Source organism: Bradyrhizobium sp. LeoA1Lang (assembly GCF_055413685.1).
Window position 1 is genome coordinate 1 of sequence record NZ_JBVAPG010000021.1, and the last position, 18021, is coordinate 18021.

The following is an 18021-nucleotide window of genomic DNA, read 5'->3' on the forward strand; positions in this document are numbered from 1 at the left end:
GTGCTGCCGTCTGCCGAGACCGCTGCGATGTTGTTCTGGGCGCTGCTGGCTTCCGGGCAGATCAGCATGCGCAAAGTCGACGGCTGGCAGACCCTCGCCAGCAAGCCCATTGCTCAGCCGGTTGATCGTGCCGCCTGAGCAGATATCATCCGTTCACCGGAGACTCGCGACGGACAAATTCCAACCAAGTTCGCGACGGCACCCAAACGACTGCAATTCACCCTTCACAGAAGTCTCTTACACAAAATATCTGACATTCCCCTTCGGTCCGGCGATCCCGAACATCTCCCGCCAGCCAGCGCTCGAGTTCTTCCTGGTAGGCGAAGACCAGGTTGCGCTCGCCTCCCGGAATGCGGTGAACGGGAAGCCCGCGCAGGCGCTCCCAGCGCCTGACCGTGCGCTCATCCCGATTGAAGAACGACGCAATCTCCTTCCAGCTTTCCAGCCGCCGTTTCTGCCCCTCCGCCACGCTGCTGTCCTGTTTTGCCCGCTTCTGCCCGCATACGCCCCACTGCGCATTCTGTCCCGAAAGCTATAGGTCGCAACGATTTAAGAGATTGATCCTGCCTCAGATTGTCCCGCATGCGTTCCGGGGTCAACGGCTCGGTCTCGTGGAAGAGGCTCACCGCCTCGTCGGCTGAGGCTGGGCATTTTTTGACCGACAAACAAGATTCACAACCTGGGGGGTGGGAGTTCGTGGATGCCATAGAGGCGTGCCACCAGGTTTCCACTCTCGCTCGTCTTTTCGCCTGCTCAGTCGCCGCCTACGGCTACTCGGCCTCGGCCTGCGGCGCCTTTCGTCCGATCGGGGGCGATGCAAAGCCCCAATTCTACTTCTGCAATTGGCCGGAGACGTGGACTGCGCTCTACACGCAGCGCAATCTCGCGCCCCACGACTTCACCATCACGGAGGTCCGGCGGCAATCCAGTCCTTACACCTGGCTGACGGCAAAAGCCGCGCGGCGGCTCTCTGCCAAGGAAGAAGCATTCTGGAAGGAAGTGACCGAGATGGGCTGGGCGGATGGATTGTCGATCCCAATCCATGGTCCGGGCGGACAACTCGCTTTCGTGACCATGACCGGCGGCGAGCGAACGGCAACACCTGTCCAGCGTGCGCATTTGCGATGCCTCGCAATTCTCACTCATGAGCGTGCGCGGAAATTGTGTGGCTTCGAGCGCGAGCAAGGGCCGCGCGACCTGCTGACCCCTCGTGAACTGGAATGTTTGCGCAAGGTGGGGGCGGGCAAGTCCGACCGCGCCATCGGCGAAGACCTCGGCATCGCGCGCACGACCGTCAAATATTACCTCGACCGCGCGCCAGAAACTTGGCGCGCGCACCCGCGCGCAAGCATTCGCGCAGCTCGCATTGTGGGGCGAAACATGAGTGGGATTTCTCGATGTCCCCCTCCAGTTGGCGGGGATACGGCTGGGAACGCTGCCGCTAAACATGGCGCTGGACAGGAATCGTCAGGTTGGGGATGGGGCGTGACGGATCGTTGGAATGCCGTGCGGACGGCGGCAGTGGCATGTGCAGCCGTTATCGGCTCGCAGTTTGCGCATGATGTTGCAAGTAATCGCGTCCTCGCCGCTGATGTCGAAATCACGGCCAACACACCGAGCGTAGATCTCGATACGTTTTCCGGAACGACAGCGCATATCGCCAATGGCGTCACGGTCGGCAGCGGCGGAACGGCCATATCGGCAACCCTGCAGCCGTGGTCGCTGACAAATGACGGTACGGTGTCCGGATCCAACACGATCGGGCTCAAGCAGGGCGGGACCATCACCAACAATGCTGGAAAGACAATCTCGGGGACTTTGACCGCGATTACCTTCGGCTATTTCGATTCCGTTGCCCATCTGCCCTCCGGTGGCGCGGGAACGCTGAACAATTACGGGACGATCACTGGTGGTGGAGGGGAGGGCGTGACCATGTGGATGGGGGGGACGGTCAACAATTACTTCGGCGGCACGATCAAGACGGAGACCGGCCTCAATGCGGTCTCGATCGGGCAAGGAACATCACGCACACTCTTCAATAGCGGTACGATCAGTGCCACACGCACGAGCGGTTACAGCTCCGGCGTGCTGATTCAGGGCGGCCCTTCGGCTTTCACAAATACCGGCACCGGCGTCATCCACGGCGATTTTAACGGCGTTTATGCGAGTGCCAGCGCTGCGTTCACGTCCTTTAGCAATGCGGGCACGATAAGGTCGTCGCGCGGATCGGCTGCCGAAATCTGGGGCGGCGGTACGGTCGTCAACAGCGGCACTATCGAAAACCTGGGAAGCGGCTCGGCGGCGGATTCGAACGGAATTCTGATTCGAAATAACGCTGCGGCTGAGGTGACCAACAGCGGCACCATCACGGGCGGGGTCAATGCTATCAACTTCGCGCTTGCTGGCGGCAGCCCCGCCGGCGCGACGCATACCTTGCGCTTGCAGACGGGCTCCGCGCTCAACGGCAATGTCGTGGGCGGCAGCGGCGCCGACAATTTGATCCTGGAAGGGACCGGCACCGAAAACATCGCGAAGTTTCAGAATTTCGAAACGCTGGCAATGAGCGGCGTCGACTGGACGCTGAGCGGCTCGGGCACGTTCTCCACGAGCACGACCGTGCACGCGGGCACACTTCGAGTGAACGGGCAGCTCAATAGCCCTGTCGTCAACGTGCGAAGCGGCGGCACGCTCACGGGCAACGGAAAGGTTGTCGGCAACGTCACGAATGCCAGTGGCGGCAACGTGCGGGTTGACAGTGGCACGCTGGCATTCGACGGCAATTACATCCATCAGATGGGCGCGTTCTTCACCGTTGGCGTCACCCCTTCGAGCAGTGGCGCGCTCCAGATTACGGGGGCCGGCCATACCGCCACCCTCGACGGCGGCACCGTGCGCGTCATTGCGAGCCCCGGCAACTATGCTCCGAATACGCAATACACGATCCTGACCACGACCGGCGGCCGCACCGGCGCCTTCAGCGGAGCCAGCTCGAATTTCGCGTTTCTTGATCCGTCGCTCGCCTACGACGCTAACAACGTGTACCTCACGCTGGTGCGCAATAGCGTCGATTTCGCCGGCATCGGCAGCACGCCGAACCAGATCTCGGCGGGACGCGGGCTTGAACTCCTCGGCATGAACAATCCGATGGTCGGCGCAGCGCTTCTGCTGACGCCGGACCAGGCGCGCGCCGCGTTCGACAGCGTGTCGGGCGAAGTCTATCCCAGCCTGCATTCGCTAATGGTGGACGAGAGTGCGCTGTTGCGCGACGCCATTCTTGGCCGGCAGCGGCAGGACACCGTGCAAGAGCCAACCGGACAACAATCGATCGCGCTGGCGGATGAGGACGATGCCGCGCTGTCTTATGCAAAGAAAGCGCGCAACGCCAAGGCCGGCCCCCAATGGCCGGTCAAAGCCCAGCCTCCTGTCATCGCGCCAGTCTATTCCACATGGGTTCAGGGCTACGGCAACTGGACGCGGCTGAACGGCGACGGCAATGCCGCGACGCTTCGTTCGGCCACCGGCGGCGCCGTCGGCGGTGTCGATGTTACGCTCGATCACATCTGGCGATTTGGCGTTGCAACTGGCGGCGGGAGGACGGACGCGCGTGTCGATGCTCGCCTCTCATCCGGCACGATCGACACATTCCACATCGCAGCTTATGGCGGTGGCCAGATCGGCGACATCCTGCTCCGCACGGGGGCCGCCTACTCGCGTCACGACATTTCGACGACACGAATGGTCGCTTTCCCCGGCTTCGGCGACATCGCCAAGGCGAACTACAGCGCCGGCACGGCCCAGATCTTTGGCGAAGCTGCACATCGCCTGCAGACCGGCTGGATGACCACCGAGGCCTTCGCGGATCTCGCTTATGTCCGCATCCGCAGCGACGGCTTCAGAGAAACCGGAGGACCGGCGGCTCTGACCGTGGCCGCCAACGACACCTCGGCAACGTTCACGACCCTCGGTCTTCGTGCGCAGGCTCCGATCCCTGCACCAGGGCCCTGGCTGACCACGGCTCGCGGCGCGCTCGGATGGCAGCATGCCTATGATAACGTGACGTCTGCCGCATCGATGTCGTTCGCCGCCAGCCCCACGCCATTCGCCATCACCAGCGTTCCCATCGCGAGAGATGCCTTGCTTGTGGAGGCGGGTCTCGACACGTTGATGCGGCAAGACATGAGCCTGGCCCTGCTCTACACTGGCCGGATCGCCACTGATGCCAGTTTGCACGCCGTCAAAGTCAACGTCGCCATCAAGTTCTGAGAAATTGTTGACGATGCCCGAGACGAACCACATCGCAAACAGCAAACAGGTCGCGATGCCGATCCAGCGATGGGTGATGTAAAGCCACCGCCGTCCTCGCCGGATTATGGCGCGACGCATGATCAAAACTTCACGTTGATGGACACTTCTGCCGTGCGCGGCATGCCGAGCAGCCATTGCCCGGAAGGCGCGGACGTGGCGTAGACGGTGTCGAAGAGATTGTAGATACGAAGCGCGACCGCTGTTTGCTCGTCAGGCTTCCAGCGTAGTCCGCTGTTGACCACGGTGTAGGCGGGCCGAAGCTGGGTATTGGCGTTGTCGGAAAAGGTTTGCCCCACGATCTGCACACCGCCATAGGCGGACCAGTTCGGCGCGAAGTCCCAGGTCACCCAGACGTTCGATACCTGCTGCGGCACGTTGAGAGGAACGTTGCCGGCGTAGCTGACGAGTTTGCCGCCTACCACCTGGCTGAAGTTGTCGTACCTGGCCTGCAGCACCGCGAGATTGGCATCGACACGCCAGCCATCGTCTAGCGCCAGGCCGATCGACGCTTCGATCCCGCGCGAGGATTGCTGGCCGACTTGCAGCGCGAGGCCGGCGGGATTGTTGGGATCTGGGACCAGCAGGTTGTTCTTGACGATTTGGTAACCTGCCAGCGTCCATTCACCACGACCGCCCCAGAACGACTGCTTGATTCCGATCTCGCTTTGCTTGCCCGTGGCAAGCTGGAAGCTTTTCTGCGTGGCCGACAGCGAGATGAGATTGGTGACGGGATCGACGGCTGTCGCATACTGTCCGTAAAATGCGAGGTTCGAGACCGGGGTGTAGACCACTCCGGTTCGCCAGCTCGTACCCGACAGCGAGATATCGAAATTATTCGTTGGTGTCCTGTAATCGGTGCGGTCGACATCCGGTCGGTCGAACCTGATGCCGCTTACAACGGACAACTGATCGGTCAGCGACAGCCGGTCCTCGGCAAACAATGCGTATTGATTGACAATCGCATTGTAGCCGGGCGTGGTTCGCGTCGTCGTGACCGCAAACGACCCCATGTCGCCGGCATAGGGGCTAACCGAAGACGCGCCGCCATAGGGTGAATTGTTGGTGTGGGTAAAGTCCACCCGGTTGATGTCGAAACCCGCAACGAACTCGTTGGCGAAGCCCAGCAGATGGCCACGAAACGTTGCGTCCATCCGGTTGCCGACCTGAGCCTGGTCGTGGAAGATCTCGATGTAGCTGGTTCGGTTGATCAACTGTGTCGTAGGATTCCAACTATAATTCTCGACATCACGCCAGTGCCGACGGCTGGTCAGGTAGTAGAGTGTGTTCTGGACCTTGACTCCGTCCGCCGCGTCCCACTCGGTCTTGAACTGGCTCCAGTTATCCTGATAGCGGATCGCGCTGTCGAGCACGTTGTAGTTCTTGAACCGCAACGCGTCGTCGATTGCGCCGTTGATCAGCGGTGTGCCGAAATAGCGCGAGGGGCTTCGATTGCCGTAGTCGTTCGAGAGTGTGAAAGCGAGGTTTTCGGCGGCCTGGACCCGCACTGCGGCGGAGAGGCCAACATTCGATGTCTCGTCGCGGTCAACCCAACCGTTCGACATGTTGCCGACGGCATTGACGCGATAGGATACGTTCGGATTGATCGGGCCGCCGCTATCCACTGCAATGCGTCGCGTCGTATTGGTATCGAGCGACATCTCGGCATCGTTGTAGGGCGTCGTGACGGGTTTTTTGGGGATCACATTGATGATCCCGCCAATCGCGCCTTCGCCGTACAGAACGGAGGCTGGCCCGCGCATGATCTCGATGCGATCCGCCGACCACGTATCGAATGGAAAGGTCACGGTTCCGGCACCAACATAGAGGCGAGTGCCGTCATAAAGCGTCATCACCGAATTGCTTCCGGTGAAGCCGCGTGTGCTGAACGAGAGGCCGCCATTACCGGGGGCCGGGCTTGCGGTAAAGCCCACTGCGTTCTGGGTGACCGCGTCCGTGACACTATGCTGGCCGCGCTCTGCGATGGTCTGCGACGTGATCGTTTCGACGCTGGCGGGCGTCTGCAGTGGAGTGAGGTTGAGGCGGCTGCCACTCGCGTTCTGCTTGTTCAGGCTCAGCGTCGGCGATGGCGTGTCGGATGTTGCGATCGAGGGCATGGCGCTTCGTGCCGCCGCGGCTCGATTCGGCTGAGGTCGCGCCGCCGAAGTTGAACGCTCATGATCGAGGCGCTTGGGTTTTGCCGGAGGCTTTTGCGGCTGGGTAACGCTGACCGGAGGCAAGACATGGGACGAATCAGGCTGCTGGGCCTTCGCCGAACAAGACTCGAGCAGCAGAACCGGGAGGAAATATCTGAAAGCGAGCCGGGCAGCATCACGCTGCCTTGGGATAGTAACGATAGAGAGCACGAGCAGACCTCGGTATGACGTCAGTGGCACGTCACAGCGAACGAGGTCTCGCTCGAACGTGCCTATGGCACGCTGGGCGAAAGCAATGTCTGTACTCCCCGACCGACATTTTCGCGTGTGACCACGGCTGACGGCAGGTCTCCTGGCTTGCGGGTCCTAACCTTTCGTCGCCTTCCCAGGACCGAGGCTCCCAGTGGCGTATGACGAAAGATTCGCCGCTTACAGTTGCGGGGGCAGCCGTGGCTTAGGGGAGAAGTCCCGCACCACGTTCCCTTTTGATCCCCGTCGAGGGGAACCGTCACTCGTGATCTACGGGGGTGTCTGAGCCGAAGTCAATCCTGTCATTGGGCCGGCATCAGGACACCGCGCGGATCCACGTCGCGGCGGAGGATGTGCAACTCTTCCGCTGTCGGCGCCTCGGTTTCGGGAATCGATGAAAGGTCGCCGAGGTCGAATCCGGTGGCGTCCCGCAGCTCCTGCCGGCGGACGCCGCGGTGGATCGAGTGGACCTTCATCCGCCCGGCCTCGCGGTCGAAGTCGAAAAGACATTTGGGGGTGACGACCATGCAGGGGCCGCCCCAGTCAAGGCCGAGCTTCCTGCGCCCGTCGAGCCCTCCCGGGTAGCCGACGCCGGAGACGTAATCGACCTTCTCGACGAAGTTGCGCCGGTCATGGTGTGGCATCATCACATATTCGCGGCGGAACAGCGTCATGTGCTCGGGCTGCAGGATGGGGCCGACGAGGCGAACCTTGGGCCGGTCGTGCGGGCCGACGCAAACACTGTTGATGTTGCCGACGCGGTCCACCTGCACTGCACTGCTGAATCCGAAGCTTACATCGCCGCGTTTGAGCACGAACTGGCCCGGATAGTCGACCATCTGGGACTCGCACGGCAGGTCGCGCAGCATCGCGCTGTGCTCCGAGTCGGGCAGCCGGTCGATCTCGCTGAAGTCCGGGTTATGGTAGCAGCCGGCGAGCAGGATGGTCAGGTTCGGCGCATGCATGCGCTTGGCGAGCTCCATGGCTGCAAGCGGGATGCCGGTCCCGAACAGGGCCGCCGCTGCGCCCGTGAGGAGACCCGTGAAGCCGACCTCGCGATCGGCAAAGCTGCGCGCCAGTGCGACGGCGAGCGTTTCGTTGAGGGTGGCGGGCGCGGTCATGCAAGGCTTCCGAGATCGGTGAGACGGGAAAGTTGGGCGGCGCCGAGCTTGTCCAGATAAGCGAAATGGTCTGCCGTCCGGCGGACCCAATCATCAAGGTATCCGGCGAAGGTGCCCTCGCTTGCAGAGGCCGCCACATAGGCATCGAGATGGGTATCGTCGGCGAGATATCGCCCCAGGGTAGGCGTCGGATGCGCGCCCCATGGGACCTCCACCACGGCGCTGATCCGATAGGAGGGCAGCTCGACGAAACGGGCGTGCCGCTTGATGAAGGATCTTGCTACGATCTTTTCCGCCGTCACGATGACACGCTCGCACGAGCGGGCCATGAGCACGTCGCCGCTTTGCGGCAGCAGCCGCCGCGCCGGCGTTACGATGTTGCCCTGCTCGTCAGCCGCGATGGCGTGGATCACCACCACATCGGGATTTGCCGCCGGGAAAGCGTGTAGCCTGCGGCCGGTGATGGGGCAGGGGAATTCCTTGATCTCGTCGTTGTAGGTGACGACATCATTGCCGCCCAGAAACTTGGCCGGCCAGAAGTCGAAGCCATCCTGGTTGGCGCGGAAGCGGTCCCAGCAGGCCATCTCGGGATAGTCCACGACTTTGAGGCGTCCGCCTTCCACCGCGCGGCGATAGTTGCGTGCCAGGCCGTGCTTCTCCAGCCCCACATAAGACGTTTCCACCTTCTTCAAGCAGCCGGCGCCTGCCAGCATGTCGACATCGAAGGAGTGGGCGGATCCGATGATCGTCAGGTCACGCCGGCCTTGGCGGATCAACTCGCGCGCGAAGGCCATCGGTTTCTGATAGACGGCGAAGCCGCCGAGAGCGAGCCGGCAACCGTCGGGAACGCGTCCGGCGGCTTCCGCCAAGGTAATCAACTTCGAGGCAAGTGGAGCTTTGCTCATGCGAATCCGTCCGCACGTGTGCGCTGCCGGCGGAGCATGCTCCACCAGACGGCGAGGATGATGACGAGGCCCTGGGCGATCAGGAACACGATGGGGTCGATGCCGGCGAGAACCATGCCGTTGCGCAGCACGGCGACGAACATGACGCCGAGCACAGTGCCGATAAGGCGACCATAACCGCCATTCAGGCTTGTTCCGCCGACGATGACCGCGGCGATCACGTCGAGTTCGATGTGCTCGCCGACGGTGGCGCTGCCCGAGTTCAGCCGCGAGACCAGCATGATGCCGCCGATCGCCGCGAGCACCTGGACAATGATGAACACGGCAATGCGGATGCCCCGCACGGGCACGCCATAGTGCGAGGCTGTGATCGGGTTGCCGCCGACGGCATAGAGGTGGCGCCCGAAGCGCAGTTGCGACAGCAAGAGCCAGCCAACTCCGATCGTGCCGGCCATGAGAACAACCGGTGTGGGCAGGCCGAGAACGGAGCCGTACCATAGACCGTCGAGCGCCTTCGGCATCGGCCCGATGGTGAGGCCGTCGCTCACGTAGAACGCGACGCCGCGCAGCGCCGACAGCAGCCCCAGCGTTGTGATGAACGACGGGATCGCCCAGATCACGCGCAGCGCCCCGATGAAGGCGCCGATGAGGACTGCAATGCCGACTGCGAGTGCGCTTGCGGTCACGAGCGACCAGCCGAGTTTCACGACCAGGAGCGACATCACGGTTCCGGCAAGGCCGACGGTTGCTCCCACCGACAGGTCGATCTCGCCTGCGATGATCACCATCGTCATCCCGACCGCGATCATCGCGACGACCGAAGTCTGGGTGAGGAGCGTCGCGAAGTTGGCCACGGTCAGGAAATTCGAAGCCGTCGCCGAGAAGTAGATGATGAGTGCCGCCAGCGCGATGCCGACGCCGATCTCGGCGCGCCAGGAGGCCAGGGCCGCCTTCAATCGCGCAGGACTGATGCCTTCGCGAGGTTGGGCGAGCGTGCTGTTCATGGACATGAGTTCTCGCAGGAAGATTCGAGGGGCTCCAAGGAACTTCGCGCCTTAGTTGGACAACGAGCGCACGAGGTCCAGATATTCTTTCACCGGCTGCTGATCGCTCTTGGTGTAGAGCTTCACCGGCACGTTGACGTAGCGGGGCTGATTTTCGCCGCGCTTGGCCTTCACCGCGGTTTCGACGGTCAGATAGCCGATGCGGTAAGGCTGCTGATCGGCGATCGCCTCCACCGCGCTGGACGGGTCGAGCAGCATCTGGGCGAGATCCTGACTCATGTCGATGCCGTACAGCTTGGTCTGCGTGTTGGCCCGGCGCGCTGCGGCTGCCGCTCCGGCGAGCGTGCCGGCGTTGGAGGCCCAGATGGCCGTGGTGTCAGGCTTGCGGCGGAGGATGTTCTCCAGGCCGTTCGCGCCCTCCTCGGGCGTGGCGCCGCTGACCTCGGCGACGGTCTCGTACTTCAAGCCTTCGAGAGCGGACAGGAAGCCCTGACGGCGGGGCTGCATGTTGGCGTTGATCGGCGGCAGCGTGATGATGCCGATCGAGGGCTGGCCGCCCTTGCTCTCCAGGTACTTGCGCAGCTCCTTGCCGACCGCGGCGGCCAGTTCGTGGCTGTCGACGCCGATCGAGTGGCTGGCGATCGAAGCATCCTCGAGTCTGGTATCGTACTCGACGACCATGATGTTGCGGTCCTTGGCCCGGCGGGCGGACGCGACCGAACCCTGTTTGTCGAGCGGCGGCATGATCAGCACGTCGACTCCACGGGTGACGAAGTCCTCGATCACCTGGCCCTCGGTCGGCAGCTTGCGCTGGTTGAGGCCGAACGTGATCGTCGCGCCGTATTTCGCGGCCGCGTCGCGCATGCCGCGCTCGATCTGCTGCCAGTATTGCGAGTCACGCGCGTAGATGATCGCGCCGATGGTGATCTTGTCCTGTGCCTGTGCAGGCATCGCCGCGGCAAACGCGGCGGCCGCGGCCAGCGCGAGCATGGGTGCCTTGAGCCAGCGTATAGCGAACATGTAGTCCCTCCCGATAAGGGCCGGCCCTTGGCGGGGGCATCGGCCCAGAACGTTTCCGCCGTAGGGCTGCTGCTCCAAAAACGATTTCCGAAAAACGTTTCTGTACACTACTTGATCAGGCCCTCTCGCAAAGGTCAACCGCTAAGACCGCTGTTCCGGGCAGGTCGGCCAGCGCGGCATGGCGCCACGGGGCCGAATGTTTCGTCGGCATCCGAGGTCCAGCGCGGGCGCCGTGAGCCCCTCATCCGATCACGCGCTTTCCGATCAACTCATCGCAGCGTTCTCGGGGCCAGCCGAGCCACTCGGCAGCCACTTCGCTTGTGTGCTCGCCGACGAGAGGGGAAGGTCGGCGCACGGCGCCCGGTGTCTCGCGCAACGTGACCGTGATCCCGTGTGTCGGATATGCGCCGGCGCGTGGATGATCGACCGTCAGAATCTGGTTGCGGGCCTTGAGCTGCGGGTTCTCGACCACGTCTGCCATTGTGGAGACACCGGCGCGGTCCATGGCCTCGACCACGGCGTCGGCGGTGTGTCTGCTGACCCAGGCCTGGACTTCGGCCTCGATCGCGGATGCGTTCGCTACGCGCGCCTTCACGGTAGCGAAGCGCGGATCCTGCAGCAGGTCCTCGCGTCCCATCGCGGTGACCAGGCGCTGGAACAGCGGATCGGTGCCGGAGGCGATATGCACCCAGGCGCCGTCCGATCCCTTGAAGGTGTTGACTGGTGATGTGTAGCGGTCCCGGTTGCCCTGGCGGCTCATGCTGCGGCCGAGGACAGCCTGCTCCGGGATCGCGGTCATCAGCAGGCTGGCTGCGCTCTCGAGCAACGTGGCCTCGACGAGCTGGCCCTTGCCGGTCTGCTCGCGGGCGGCAAGAGCGGTGAGCGCTCCGATGGTCGCGTAGAGCGCGGTCGTGTAATCCACCACGAAGGTGCCGGCCATGGTTGGCGGCCCGTTCGGGTCGCCGGTGAGCTCCATCAATCCGCTCGTCGCCTGCGCGATCACGTCGAAGCAGGGTCGTTGCGAGAGAGGCCCGGTCTGCCCGAAACCCGAGATGCGCACCATGATGAGCCGCGGGTTGAGCGCGTGCAGCGCCTCCCAGCCGCAGCCCATCTGCTCCATCGTTCCCGGACGGAAGTTTTCGATCAGGATGTCGGCCTTGCCGGCGAGCTCGCGCAGCACCTGCTGGGCCTCAGGCTTGCGGAAATCGAGCGCGAAGCTGCGCTTGTTGCGGTTGTACGTCATGAAATAGACGCTCTCGCCGCCGAGCTTCGGCTCGTTCTCGCGGGTGTCGTCGCCCGAGTCGAGGCGCTCCACCTTGACGACGTCTGCACCGTGATCCGCAAGCTGCATCGCGCAGAACGGGCCGGCGATGAAGCGCGACACATCGAGGACCTTCAATCCCTGTAGCGCACTGAACATGTCAAAGATCTCCTGCTTCCTGAACCGGAAGTCTGTCGAGGTGTTGGCGGTAGGCGAGATATTGCTTCTTGAGATGAGCGTAGGCGGCGATCGCATCGGGCGCCGGTTCGATCTTCTCGCGGATTCGAACCATCGCGGCGCTGGCGGCCCGGAGGTCCGCATGGAGTCCGACGCCGACGGCTGCCAGCATGGCGGCACCGAGCGCGGAAGCCTCGGCGACCTCCGGTACGATGAGCGGCTTGCCGAGCAGGGCGGCACGAATTTCGAGCCACAGCGAAGACTCGGCCCCACCGCCGACGGCGCGGATCTCGCGCACCGGCATGCCCGCGGCCGCGAGCGCATCGAAGACCTCTGCGACCTCAACCGCTACGCCTTCGAGCGCGGCGCGGAACAGGTGTCCGCGTCCGTGCTCGAAACTCAGTCGCGTCAGGCCGCCGCGTTCGGTGACGTCCCATCGCGGGGTCCGCGAACCCGCCAGCATGGGTGAAAAGATCAGGCCGTCGCTGCCGGCTGCGATCGCGGCGGCTTCGGCCGTCAGTGTCGGCAAGTCGGCGCCGAGCACGCCGGCAAGCCATGCGATCGCGCCGCCGGTGGCCGCCATGGGACCGCCGACGCACCAGGCTTCTCCAACGGGAAAGCGATTGAGGACGAGGCGGCGATCCGGATCGAAGCACGGCTGGTCGGCGCAAGCAAAGATGACGTCCGTGGTGCCCATGACGTTGACGGCGATGCCGGGCTCGACCATGCCGCCTCCCATTCCGCCCACGGTGCCGTCAGGGCCGCCGACCACCACCGATGTTCCATCCAGCAGCCCGAGCGCATTCGCCGCGTCCCGGGTCAGCCGGCCGGCGATCGCGGTGCCGTCGCGTATCTCGGGGAAAAGGTCGCGCGGCAGCTCCAGCGCTGCGATCAAGTCCTGGCTCCAGGCTCCCCGCCCGACATCGAACAACAGCGAATAGGAAGCGCCCGCAGGGTCGCAGACGGCTTCGCCGCAAAGGCGCATGAGCAGCCAGTCCTTCATGGTCAGCATCAGGCGCGCCTTGGCGAAGACGTCGGCCCGGTGATCGCGGAACCACAGCAGCAGCGGCCCGGTCAGCTCGGGGGCGATCCGGCGACCGGAGATGTCATAGACCGTTGCGGCGCCAAGCCGGTTCTCGATGAGGGCAGCTTCACGCGTCGCGCGCCGGTCCTGCCATGTGCAGATGTGCGCAAGCGGCAGCCCATGCGCGTCCGTGAGCACCATGCCAATCGCGGCGGTGACGCCGATCGCGGCGATGCGCGCCCCATCAACCCGGAGGTCGCGGACCGTTTCGACGACCGCTGCCCATAGCGACGTTGGATCGGCCTCGGCGAACGACGCCTGAAGCGCAACGCTGAAGGGGCGGCTGGCATGGGCAAGCCGCACGCCGGTCGCGTCGAAGAGCGTGGCCCGCGTGCTGCTGGTGCCGGCGTCGATGGCGAGGATCAGGTCACCCCGCATTATGAACCGATCCTGTGAAGGTGATGGCGGCGGGAGAGGCAGGCAAAATTCATGGATCCCGTACGTCGGTTTGGCGTACCGGCATAAAGACACAAAAAACGATTTCCGAAAACGTTTTTTTCTGCTACGCGTCGCTGCCATGGCCAAGGCGGCCGCAGACCTCAAAGACAGTCAGGAGTGCAGCAGATGACGACTTCACAGCCCGCGCGAGCGAAGATCGGAGCCGCACGCGCGGTCATCCAATGCCTCAAGCTCGAAGGGGTGGAGTTCATCTTCGGCGTGCCTGGCGGCCAAACGCTCTCGATCATGGACGCGCTCTACGACGAGCCCGGCATCCGTTTCATCACGACGCGCGACGAGCGTGCTGCCGCACACATGGCCGACGCCTACGGTCGCCTGACCGGCAAGCCCGGCGTCTGCCTCGCGACCACCGGCCCCGGGGCCACCAACCTGATTACTGCCGTGGGCGGTGCACACCGCGATTCAAGCCCGGTTGTGGTGATTACCTGCAACAACCGACGCCGGCATATCGGCCAGGATGATAACCAGGATGCCGATCACATCACTCTCTTTCGGCAGTTCACCAAGCTGAGCCGCTTCGTACCGGACAGCGAGGGCATTCCGCAGGCTGTGCGCGAGGCCTTCCGTGTGGCGACGACCGGCAATCCCGGCCCCGTTCTCCTCGATTTCGCCCGGGATGCGGTTGAGGGCGGCGAGATCGCGTTCGAGCCGATCGCCCCGCAAAATTACCGCTTCAACGAGCGCCCGGTCGCTGCTGAAGCCTCCATCGCGGCGGCTGCCCAGGCGCTGGCCGCCGCCAGGAAACCGGTGCTGTGGCTTGGTCGCGGCGCGATCATCGCGCGGGCCGGCGAGGCCGCGCTGAAGCTGGCCGAACTCCTCGGTGCGCCGATCGTGACGAGCTTCAATGGCATCTCCGCCGTGCCTGGCGACCACGATCTGTGCTTTGGCCCGCGCAGCCGCTTCGGCACCAAGGTTTCCAAGCATCTGCTGCAGGACTCAGATTGCATCCTTGTCGTCGGCAACAGCATGAACGCAGCGTCGACCTCGCGCTGGACGCTGCCGCTCACCCGGAACATCGTGCAGGTGGACCTCGATCCGGCGATCGTCGGTCGCAACTACCCGGTCGCGGTGGGCGTGATCGGCGACGCCGCCGATGCCTTGCGGCGGCTCGCGGTGGCGCTGCAGGGCAAGGTATCGGCCAATGCCGCCGCGCGGGCGGACTGGCTCGCTCAGGCCAGGCGGCTGCGGGAGGATTGGCGCAAGGAAGTTTTCGCTCCGGCCTACGCAACGTCGCGACCGATCAAGCCGCAATGGGTCATGCAGACGCTTGGCGCGGCGATCGACGCGAACACGGTGATCGTTGCCGATGCAGGCAACCCCGGCGTCTGGACGCATATGCTGCCGATCAAGACGCCCGGCGCCTACATGAAGCCGGTCGGCTACGGAAACATGGCCTTCGGTCTGCCGGCTGCGATCGCCGCCAAGCTTGCGGGACCGCGCAAGGACGTCATCGCCGTCGTGGGCGACGGCTCGCTCGGCATGAGCATGGGCGACATGGAGACTGCCGTGCGCGAGAAGGCGCCATTCACGCTGATCGTGATTAACGACATGGCGTACGGCAACATCAAGCAGGAAGAGCTGCACTTCCACGGCCAGCGCTACATCGGCGTCGATTTCGGCGACGTGGACTATGCAGGCATCGCCAAGTGCATGGGCGGCGACGGTGAGAAGGTTGCCAATCCCGGCGATCTGGCCGACGCGATTGCACGAGGCAAGGCCTCGGGCCGCTTCTACCTGATCGACGTCCGCATCGACGGGAGCGAGAACGTCTGGAAGGATCCGATCTGAGGCCTGCAGCCGGGTGCGGCGGCTTCGCGGATCAGACCCTCAACACTCGGTCGGTCGTGATGCCGAGCAGCCGTCGCGAACCGACGGCATCGAGGGTCGCCCAGTGATCGCCCGGCTTGAAGACATGCTTGTCCAGCCAGGCCCGTAGGGCCTGGTGCGACCGAGTCGCTTCGGCGATCTTGCCAAGCGCTGCGTGGTCCGCTTCGTAGCGGGTGTCGCAGGCGGCGGGATAGGCGCCGTAAGGCGCCTCGACAATGCAGGCGACGGCCTCACCGGACAGGAACGGATCGGTGGGGCGCCGGGCGATCGCTTGAGCGCTGACGACCTGCTCGACGGACACGATCGCTTTTGCGCCTGCCTTCGCGAGCAGCAAGTCCGGGAGTTCGGGCTCCCATTGATCCAGCGCGAAGCGAACGTTGCCGTCCGCATCGGCCCACTGCGCATGCAGGAGCACGACATCCGGCCGCAATATGCGGAAATGGGAGTCCCACGTGCCCGATGTGGAGGGCAAGCCGAGCGCGATGGCGCGGATGCGATCCCGCGTCTCCATGTCATCGGCCGCGATACGCGCGCCGCAACCCGCGGCAATGAGGAGTTCGAGCGCGAGGCCTTTGTCCCAGGACACGAGACGAAGGTCCTTGCGGCCCTGCCGGATGATCTCGCACGCCAGCGCCATTGGTGGCCTGCGCCCTGCGTGACCGCCAAGGGCGACACAGTCGGCGTCACGAATGAGGCCGATTGCATCGGCGAGCGAAACGACTTTGTGTCCGGCGGACATTGGCGGGAATCCTCGGGTGTGCTCAGCGCTCGTCGCGGCCGACATAGACCCCGTCGGGATCGATGACGTCGCGCAGCAGACGCAGCAGATGAAGATCGGGCTCCGGCTCGATTTCGAGCGTCGGTGCCGCATCGATGGGAAAGGCGATGGGCTCCTGCACCTCGGCAAGCGTTACGCCGGGATATAGGCGCTCCACGCGCATGCGCCTCGAGGCCGGATCGAAACCAAGGATCGCGCGATCGCTGATCACCCTGACCGGGCCGGCCCCCGGCAAGCCCGCCGCTTCGCGTGCGCCAGGGCCAGTGAGGAAACCCGGTGTCGTCAGGTACTGCACCTTCTCGACGAAGCGCTTGCGGTCGAGGCGCGCGATCACCACGAAACGCTTCGCCATGCTGGCAATGTCGTTTGCACCGCCGCTGCCCGGCAGCCGGACCCGCGGCCGGTCGTAGGGCCCGATCACCGTGGAGTTGAGGTTGCCGTAGGGATCGATCTCGGCCGTGCCAAGGAAGCCGATGTCGACCTTCGCCTGCTGCAGCAGGCTGAGGGCATAGAACGTACCGGCGACCTTGGTGGAGCCGTGCACAAGTCGGTAGGGCTGGGGATCGATGATGCCGGACTCGAACACGAGGTTGACGCGCGGCGCGTGCGTCGCCTTGGCGAGATAGGCGGCCACCATGGGCAGGCCTGTCCCGATGAAGGCGGTGTCGCCGTCGCGAATCTCGCGTGAGGCGGCGACGGCCATGTATTCGTCGCGGCTGACATCAGTCATGACGGACCTCACGCAGGTAACCCAGCGCGGGGTCGACGCGCAGGCGGAGCAGCCGGGACATCGTCAGGGCGTCCAGATAGGCATAATGGTCGGGCAGGCCATGCACCCAGCGGTCGAGCCAGGCCGCCGTATCAGTCTCCGAGCGCGACGCTGTGTAGTAGTCGGCAAGGTGAGGGGCGTCATGGTCGTAGTAGCCGTAGACTCCCGTCGGATGGGCGCCGTAGGGCACATGGACCACCATGTCGACCATCAGCGCCGGCAGCAGCGTGAGTTCCGGTTGCCGGCGGATGACGTCGGTGTCCACGATCTCCTCGACGGTGACGATCACCTGTGCCGCAGCGCGCGCCTGCTCCTCGATCACTGACGTTGTCCCGAATAGCTGCACATTGCCGAGCCGGTCCGCGCGGGCGGCGTGAATGACGGCCACGTCGGGTTTGAGCGGAGAGACCGCGGTGACAACGCCGTTGCCGAAGGGCGAATCCAGGCGCTTCGCCTTGTGCGCCGCCGGCTCGAAACCAGAGACCGCGAGGATATCCGTCCCCGCCATCGCCCTCATGGGCATGAATGGCAGACCGAGCCCCGCCGCCATCAAGCGCGATACCATGCCGAAATGGCTGTGATCTTCGACCGCGATGGTGCCGGCCTCCACCGCCTTGGAGAAGCGCTGGCAGCGGCCGTAACCCTCGAACATGAAGTTCGAGAAATAGACCTTCTCGAGCATGCCCGCAGCGGCCATGAACTCTGCGACCCAGCATTCTGCGACGCTCATCAGCGTGAGCTGCGAGCGCCCTTGCCGGACGAGCTCGCGCGTGAAGGCGAGCGGCTGGTGGGAATGTGCGAAGCCGCCGGCGGTCAGCGATGCGCCGTTGGCGACGGATTGCGCGGCCTCGGCCAGCGAGGCGAGTTTCGACGGCGTTTGCGCCATGGTTGGGCCTTGTTCGTGAGGCG

13 protein-coding genes, 1 pseudogene and 1 riboswitch are annotated in these 18021 nt (G+C 64.2%); of the genes and pseudogenes, 3 read left to right on the forward strand and 11 right to left on the reverse strand.

The features are described 5' to 3' along the window. Positions 1–138, forward strand: a pseudogene (locus ACZYOF_RS10160) (IS256 family transposase); the annotation flags it as partial. 79 nt (positions 139–217) lie between these two features. Here the strand turns inward: ACZYOF_RS10160 and ACZYOF_RS10165 are convergent. Further along, positions 218–469: a hypothetical protein gene (locus tag ACZYOF_RS10165; protein WP_463715667.1), complete on the reverse strand. Its 252-nt coding sequence runs from the start codon at positions 467–469 to the stop codon at positions 218–220. A 227-nt stretch (positions 470–696) separates the two neighbouring features. Between ACZYOF_RS10165 and ACZYOF_RS10170 the strand changes: the two genes are divergently transcribed. After that, positions 697–4263 carry an autotransporter domain-containing protein gene (locus tag ACZYOF_RS10170; RefSeq protein ID WP_463715668.1) on the forward strand — a complete coding sequence of 1189 codons (3567 nt, stop codon included), beginning with the start codon at positions 697–699 and terminating at the stop codon, positions 4261–4263. A 122-nt stretch (positions 4264–4385) separates the two neighbouring features. Here the strand turns inward: ACZYOF_RS10170 and ACZYOF_RS10175 are convergent, their stop codons facing one another. The 7 genes from ACZYOF_RS10175 to ACZYOF_RS10205 form a co-directional block, all read right to left on the reverse strand. Continuing rightward, positions 4386–6419, reverse strand: coding sequence for a TonB-dependent receptor (locus tag ACZYOF_RS10175; protein WP_463715669.1), 2034 nt, complete (start codon positions 6417–6419; stop codon positions 4386–4388). Positions 6420–6783: 364 nt separating this feature from the next. Further along, positions 6784–6983: riboswitch (cobalamin riboswitch) on the reverse strand. Positions 6984–7009: 26 nt separating this feature from the next. Beyond that, a complete protein-coding gene (locus ACZYOF_RS10180; protein ID WP_463715670.1) occupies positions 7010–7828 on the reverse strand; it encodes a CoA-transferase in 819 nt (272 codons plus the stop codon). Then, positions 7825–8733, reverse strand: coding sequence for a CoA transferase subunit A (locus ACZYOF_RS10185; protein ID WP_463715671.1), 909 nt, complete (start codon positions 8731–8733; stop codon positions 7825–7827). The genes ACZYOF_RS10180 and ACZYOF_RS10185 overlap by 4 nt, the downstream gene beginning before the upstream one ends. Next, positions 8730–9743 (reverse strand): ABC transporter permease, encoded by a 1014-nt coding sequence (locus ACZYOF_RS10190; protein ID WP_463715672.1) that lies wholly within the window; start codon positions 9741–9743, stop codon positions 8730–8732. Before ACZYOF_RS10190 ends, ACZYOF_RS10185 begins: the two co-directional genes overlap by 4 nt. Before the next feature lie 45 nt (positions 9744–9788). Beyond that, the gene (locus ACZYOF_RS10195) at positions 9789–10727 is read right to left on the reverse strand and encodes a sugar ABC transporter substrate-binding protein (RefSeq protein ID WP_463715673.1); all 939 of its coding nucleotides are present in this window, start codon (positions 10725–10727) and stop codon (positions 9789–9791) included. Positions 10728–10998: 271 nt separating this feature from the next. After that, positions 10999–12177, reverse strand: coding sequence for a CaiB/BaiF CoA transferase family protein (locus ACZYOF_RS10200; protein WP_463715674.1), 1179 nt, complete (start codon positions 12175–12177; stop codon positions 10999–11001). Position 12178: 1 nt separating this feature from the next. Next, a complete protein-coding gene (locus tag ACZYOF_RS10205) occupies positions 12179–13657 on the reverse strand; it encodes a xylulokinase (protein ID WP_463715675.1) in 1479 nt (492 codons plus the stop codon). A gap of 186 nt (positions 13658–13843) precedes the next feature. On the opposite strand from ACZYOF_RS10205, the gene ACZYOF_RS10210 reads away from it, so the two are divergent. Beyond that, the gene (locus ACZYOF_RS10210; protein ID WP_463715676.1) at positions 13844–15526 is read left to right on the forward strand and encodes a thiamine pyrophosphate-binding protein; all 1683 of its coding nucleotides are present in this window, start codon (positions 13844–13846) and stop codon (positions 15524–15526) included. A 31-nt stretch (positions 15527–15557) separates the two neighbouring features. Here ACZYOF_RS10210 and ACZYOF_RS10215 read toward each other — a convergent pair whose 3' ends face one another. The 3 genes from ACZYOF_RS10215 to ACZYOF_RS10225 are packed head-to-tail and all read right to left on the reverse strand — an operon-like array spanning position 15558 to position 17998. Next, positions 15558–16349, reverse strand: a complete 792-nt coding sequence (locus ACZYOF_RS10215; RefSeq protein WP_463715677.1) for a hypothetical protein — start codon at positions 16347–16349, stop codon at positions 15558–15560. Further along, positions 16327–17073 (reverse strand): CoA-transferase subunit beta, encoded by a 747-nt coding sequence (locus ACZYOF_RS10220; RefSeq protein ID WP_463715678.1) that lies wholly within the window; start codon positions 17071–17073, stop codon positions 16327–16329. The genes ACZYOF_RS10215 and ACZYOF_RS10220 overlap by 23 nt, the downstream gene beginning before the upstream one ends. Then, positions 17066–17998 (reverse strand): CoA transferase subunit A, encoded by a 933-nt coding sequence (locus ACZYOF_RS10225; RefSeq protein ID WP_463715679.1) that lies wholly within the window; start codon positions 17996–17998, stop codon positions 17066–17068. The genes ACZYOF_RS10220 and ACZYOF_RS10225 overlap by 8 nt, the downstream gene beginning before the upstream one ends. Between the last annotated feature and the right edge of the window lie 23 nt (positions 17999–18021).

Bases quoted from the DNA above. Each gene is read 5' to 3' on its own strand.
- ACZYOF_RS10185 (WP_463715671.1), bottom strand. From the start codon at position 8,733: ATGAGCAAAGCTCCACTTGCCTCGAAGTTGATTACCTTGGCGGAAGCC.
- ACZYOF_RS10210 (WP_463715676.1), top strand. From the start codon at position 13,844: ATGACGACTTCACAGCCCGCGCGAGCGAAGATCGGAGCCGCACGCGCG.
- ACZYOF_RS10215 (WP_463715677.1), bottom strand. From the start codon at position 16,349: ATGTCGGCCGCGACGAGCGCTGAGCACACCCGAGGATTCCCGCCAATG.
- ACZYOF_RS10195 (WP_463715673.1), bottom strand. From the start codon at position 10,727: ATGCTCGCGCTGGCCGCGGCCGCCGCGTTTGCCGCGGCGATGCCTGCA.
- ACZYOF_RS10190 (WP_463715672.1), bottom strand. From the start codon at position 9,743: ATGTCCATGAACAGCACGCTCGCCCAACCTCGCGAAGGCATCAGTCCT.
- ACZYOF_RS10180 (WP_463715670.1), bottom strand. From the start codon at position 7,828: ATGACCGCGCCCGCCACCCTCAACGAAACGCTCGCCGTCGCACTGGCG.
- ACZYOF_RS10175 (WP_463715669.1), bottom strand. From the start codon at position 6,419: ATGCCCTCGATCGCAACATCCGACACGCCATCGCCGACGCTGAGCCTG.
- ACZYOF_RS10200 (WP_463715674.1), bottom strand. From the start codon at position 12,177: ATGTTCAGTGCGCTACAGGGATTGAAGGTCCTCGATGTGTCGCGCTTC.
- ACZYOF_RS10220 (WP_463715678.1), bottom strand. From the start codon at position 17,073: ATGACTGATGTCAGCCGCGACGAATACATGGCCGTCGCCGCCTCACGC.
- ACZYOF_RS10205 (WP_463715675.1), bottom strand. From the start codon at position 13,657: ATGCGGGGTGACCTGATCCTCGCCATCGACGCCGGCACCAGCAGCACG.
- ACZYOF_RS10225 (WP_463715679.1), bottom strand. From the start codon at position 17,998: ATGGCGCAAACGCCGTCGAAACTCGCCTCGCTGGCCGAGGCCGCGCAA.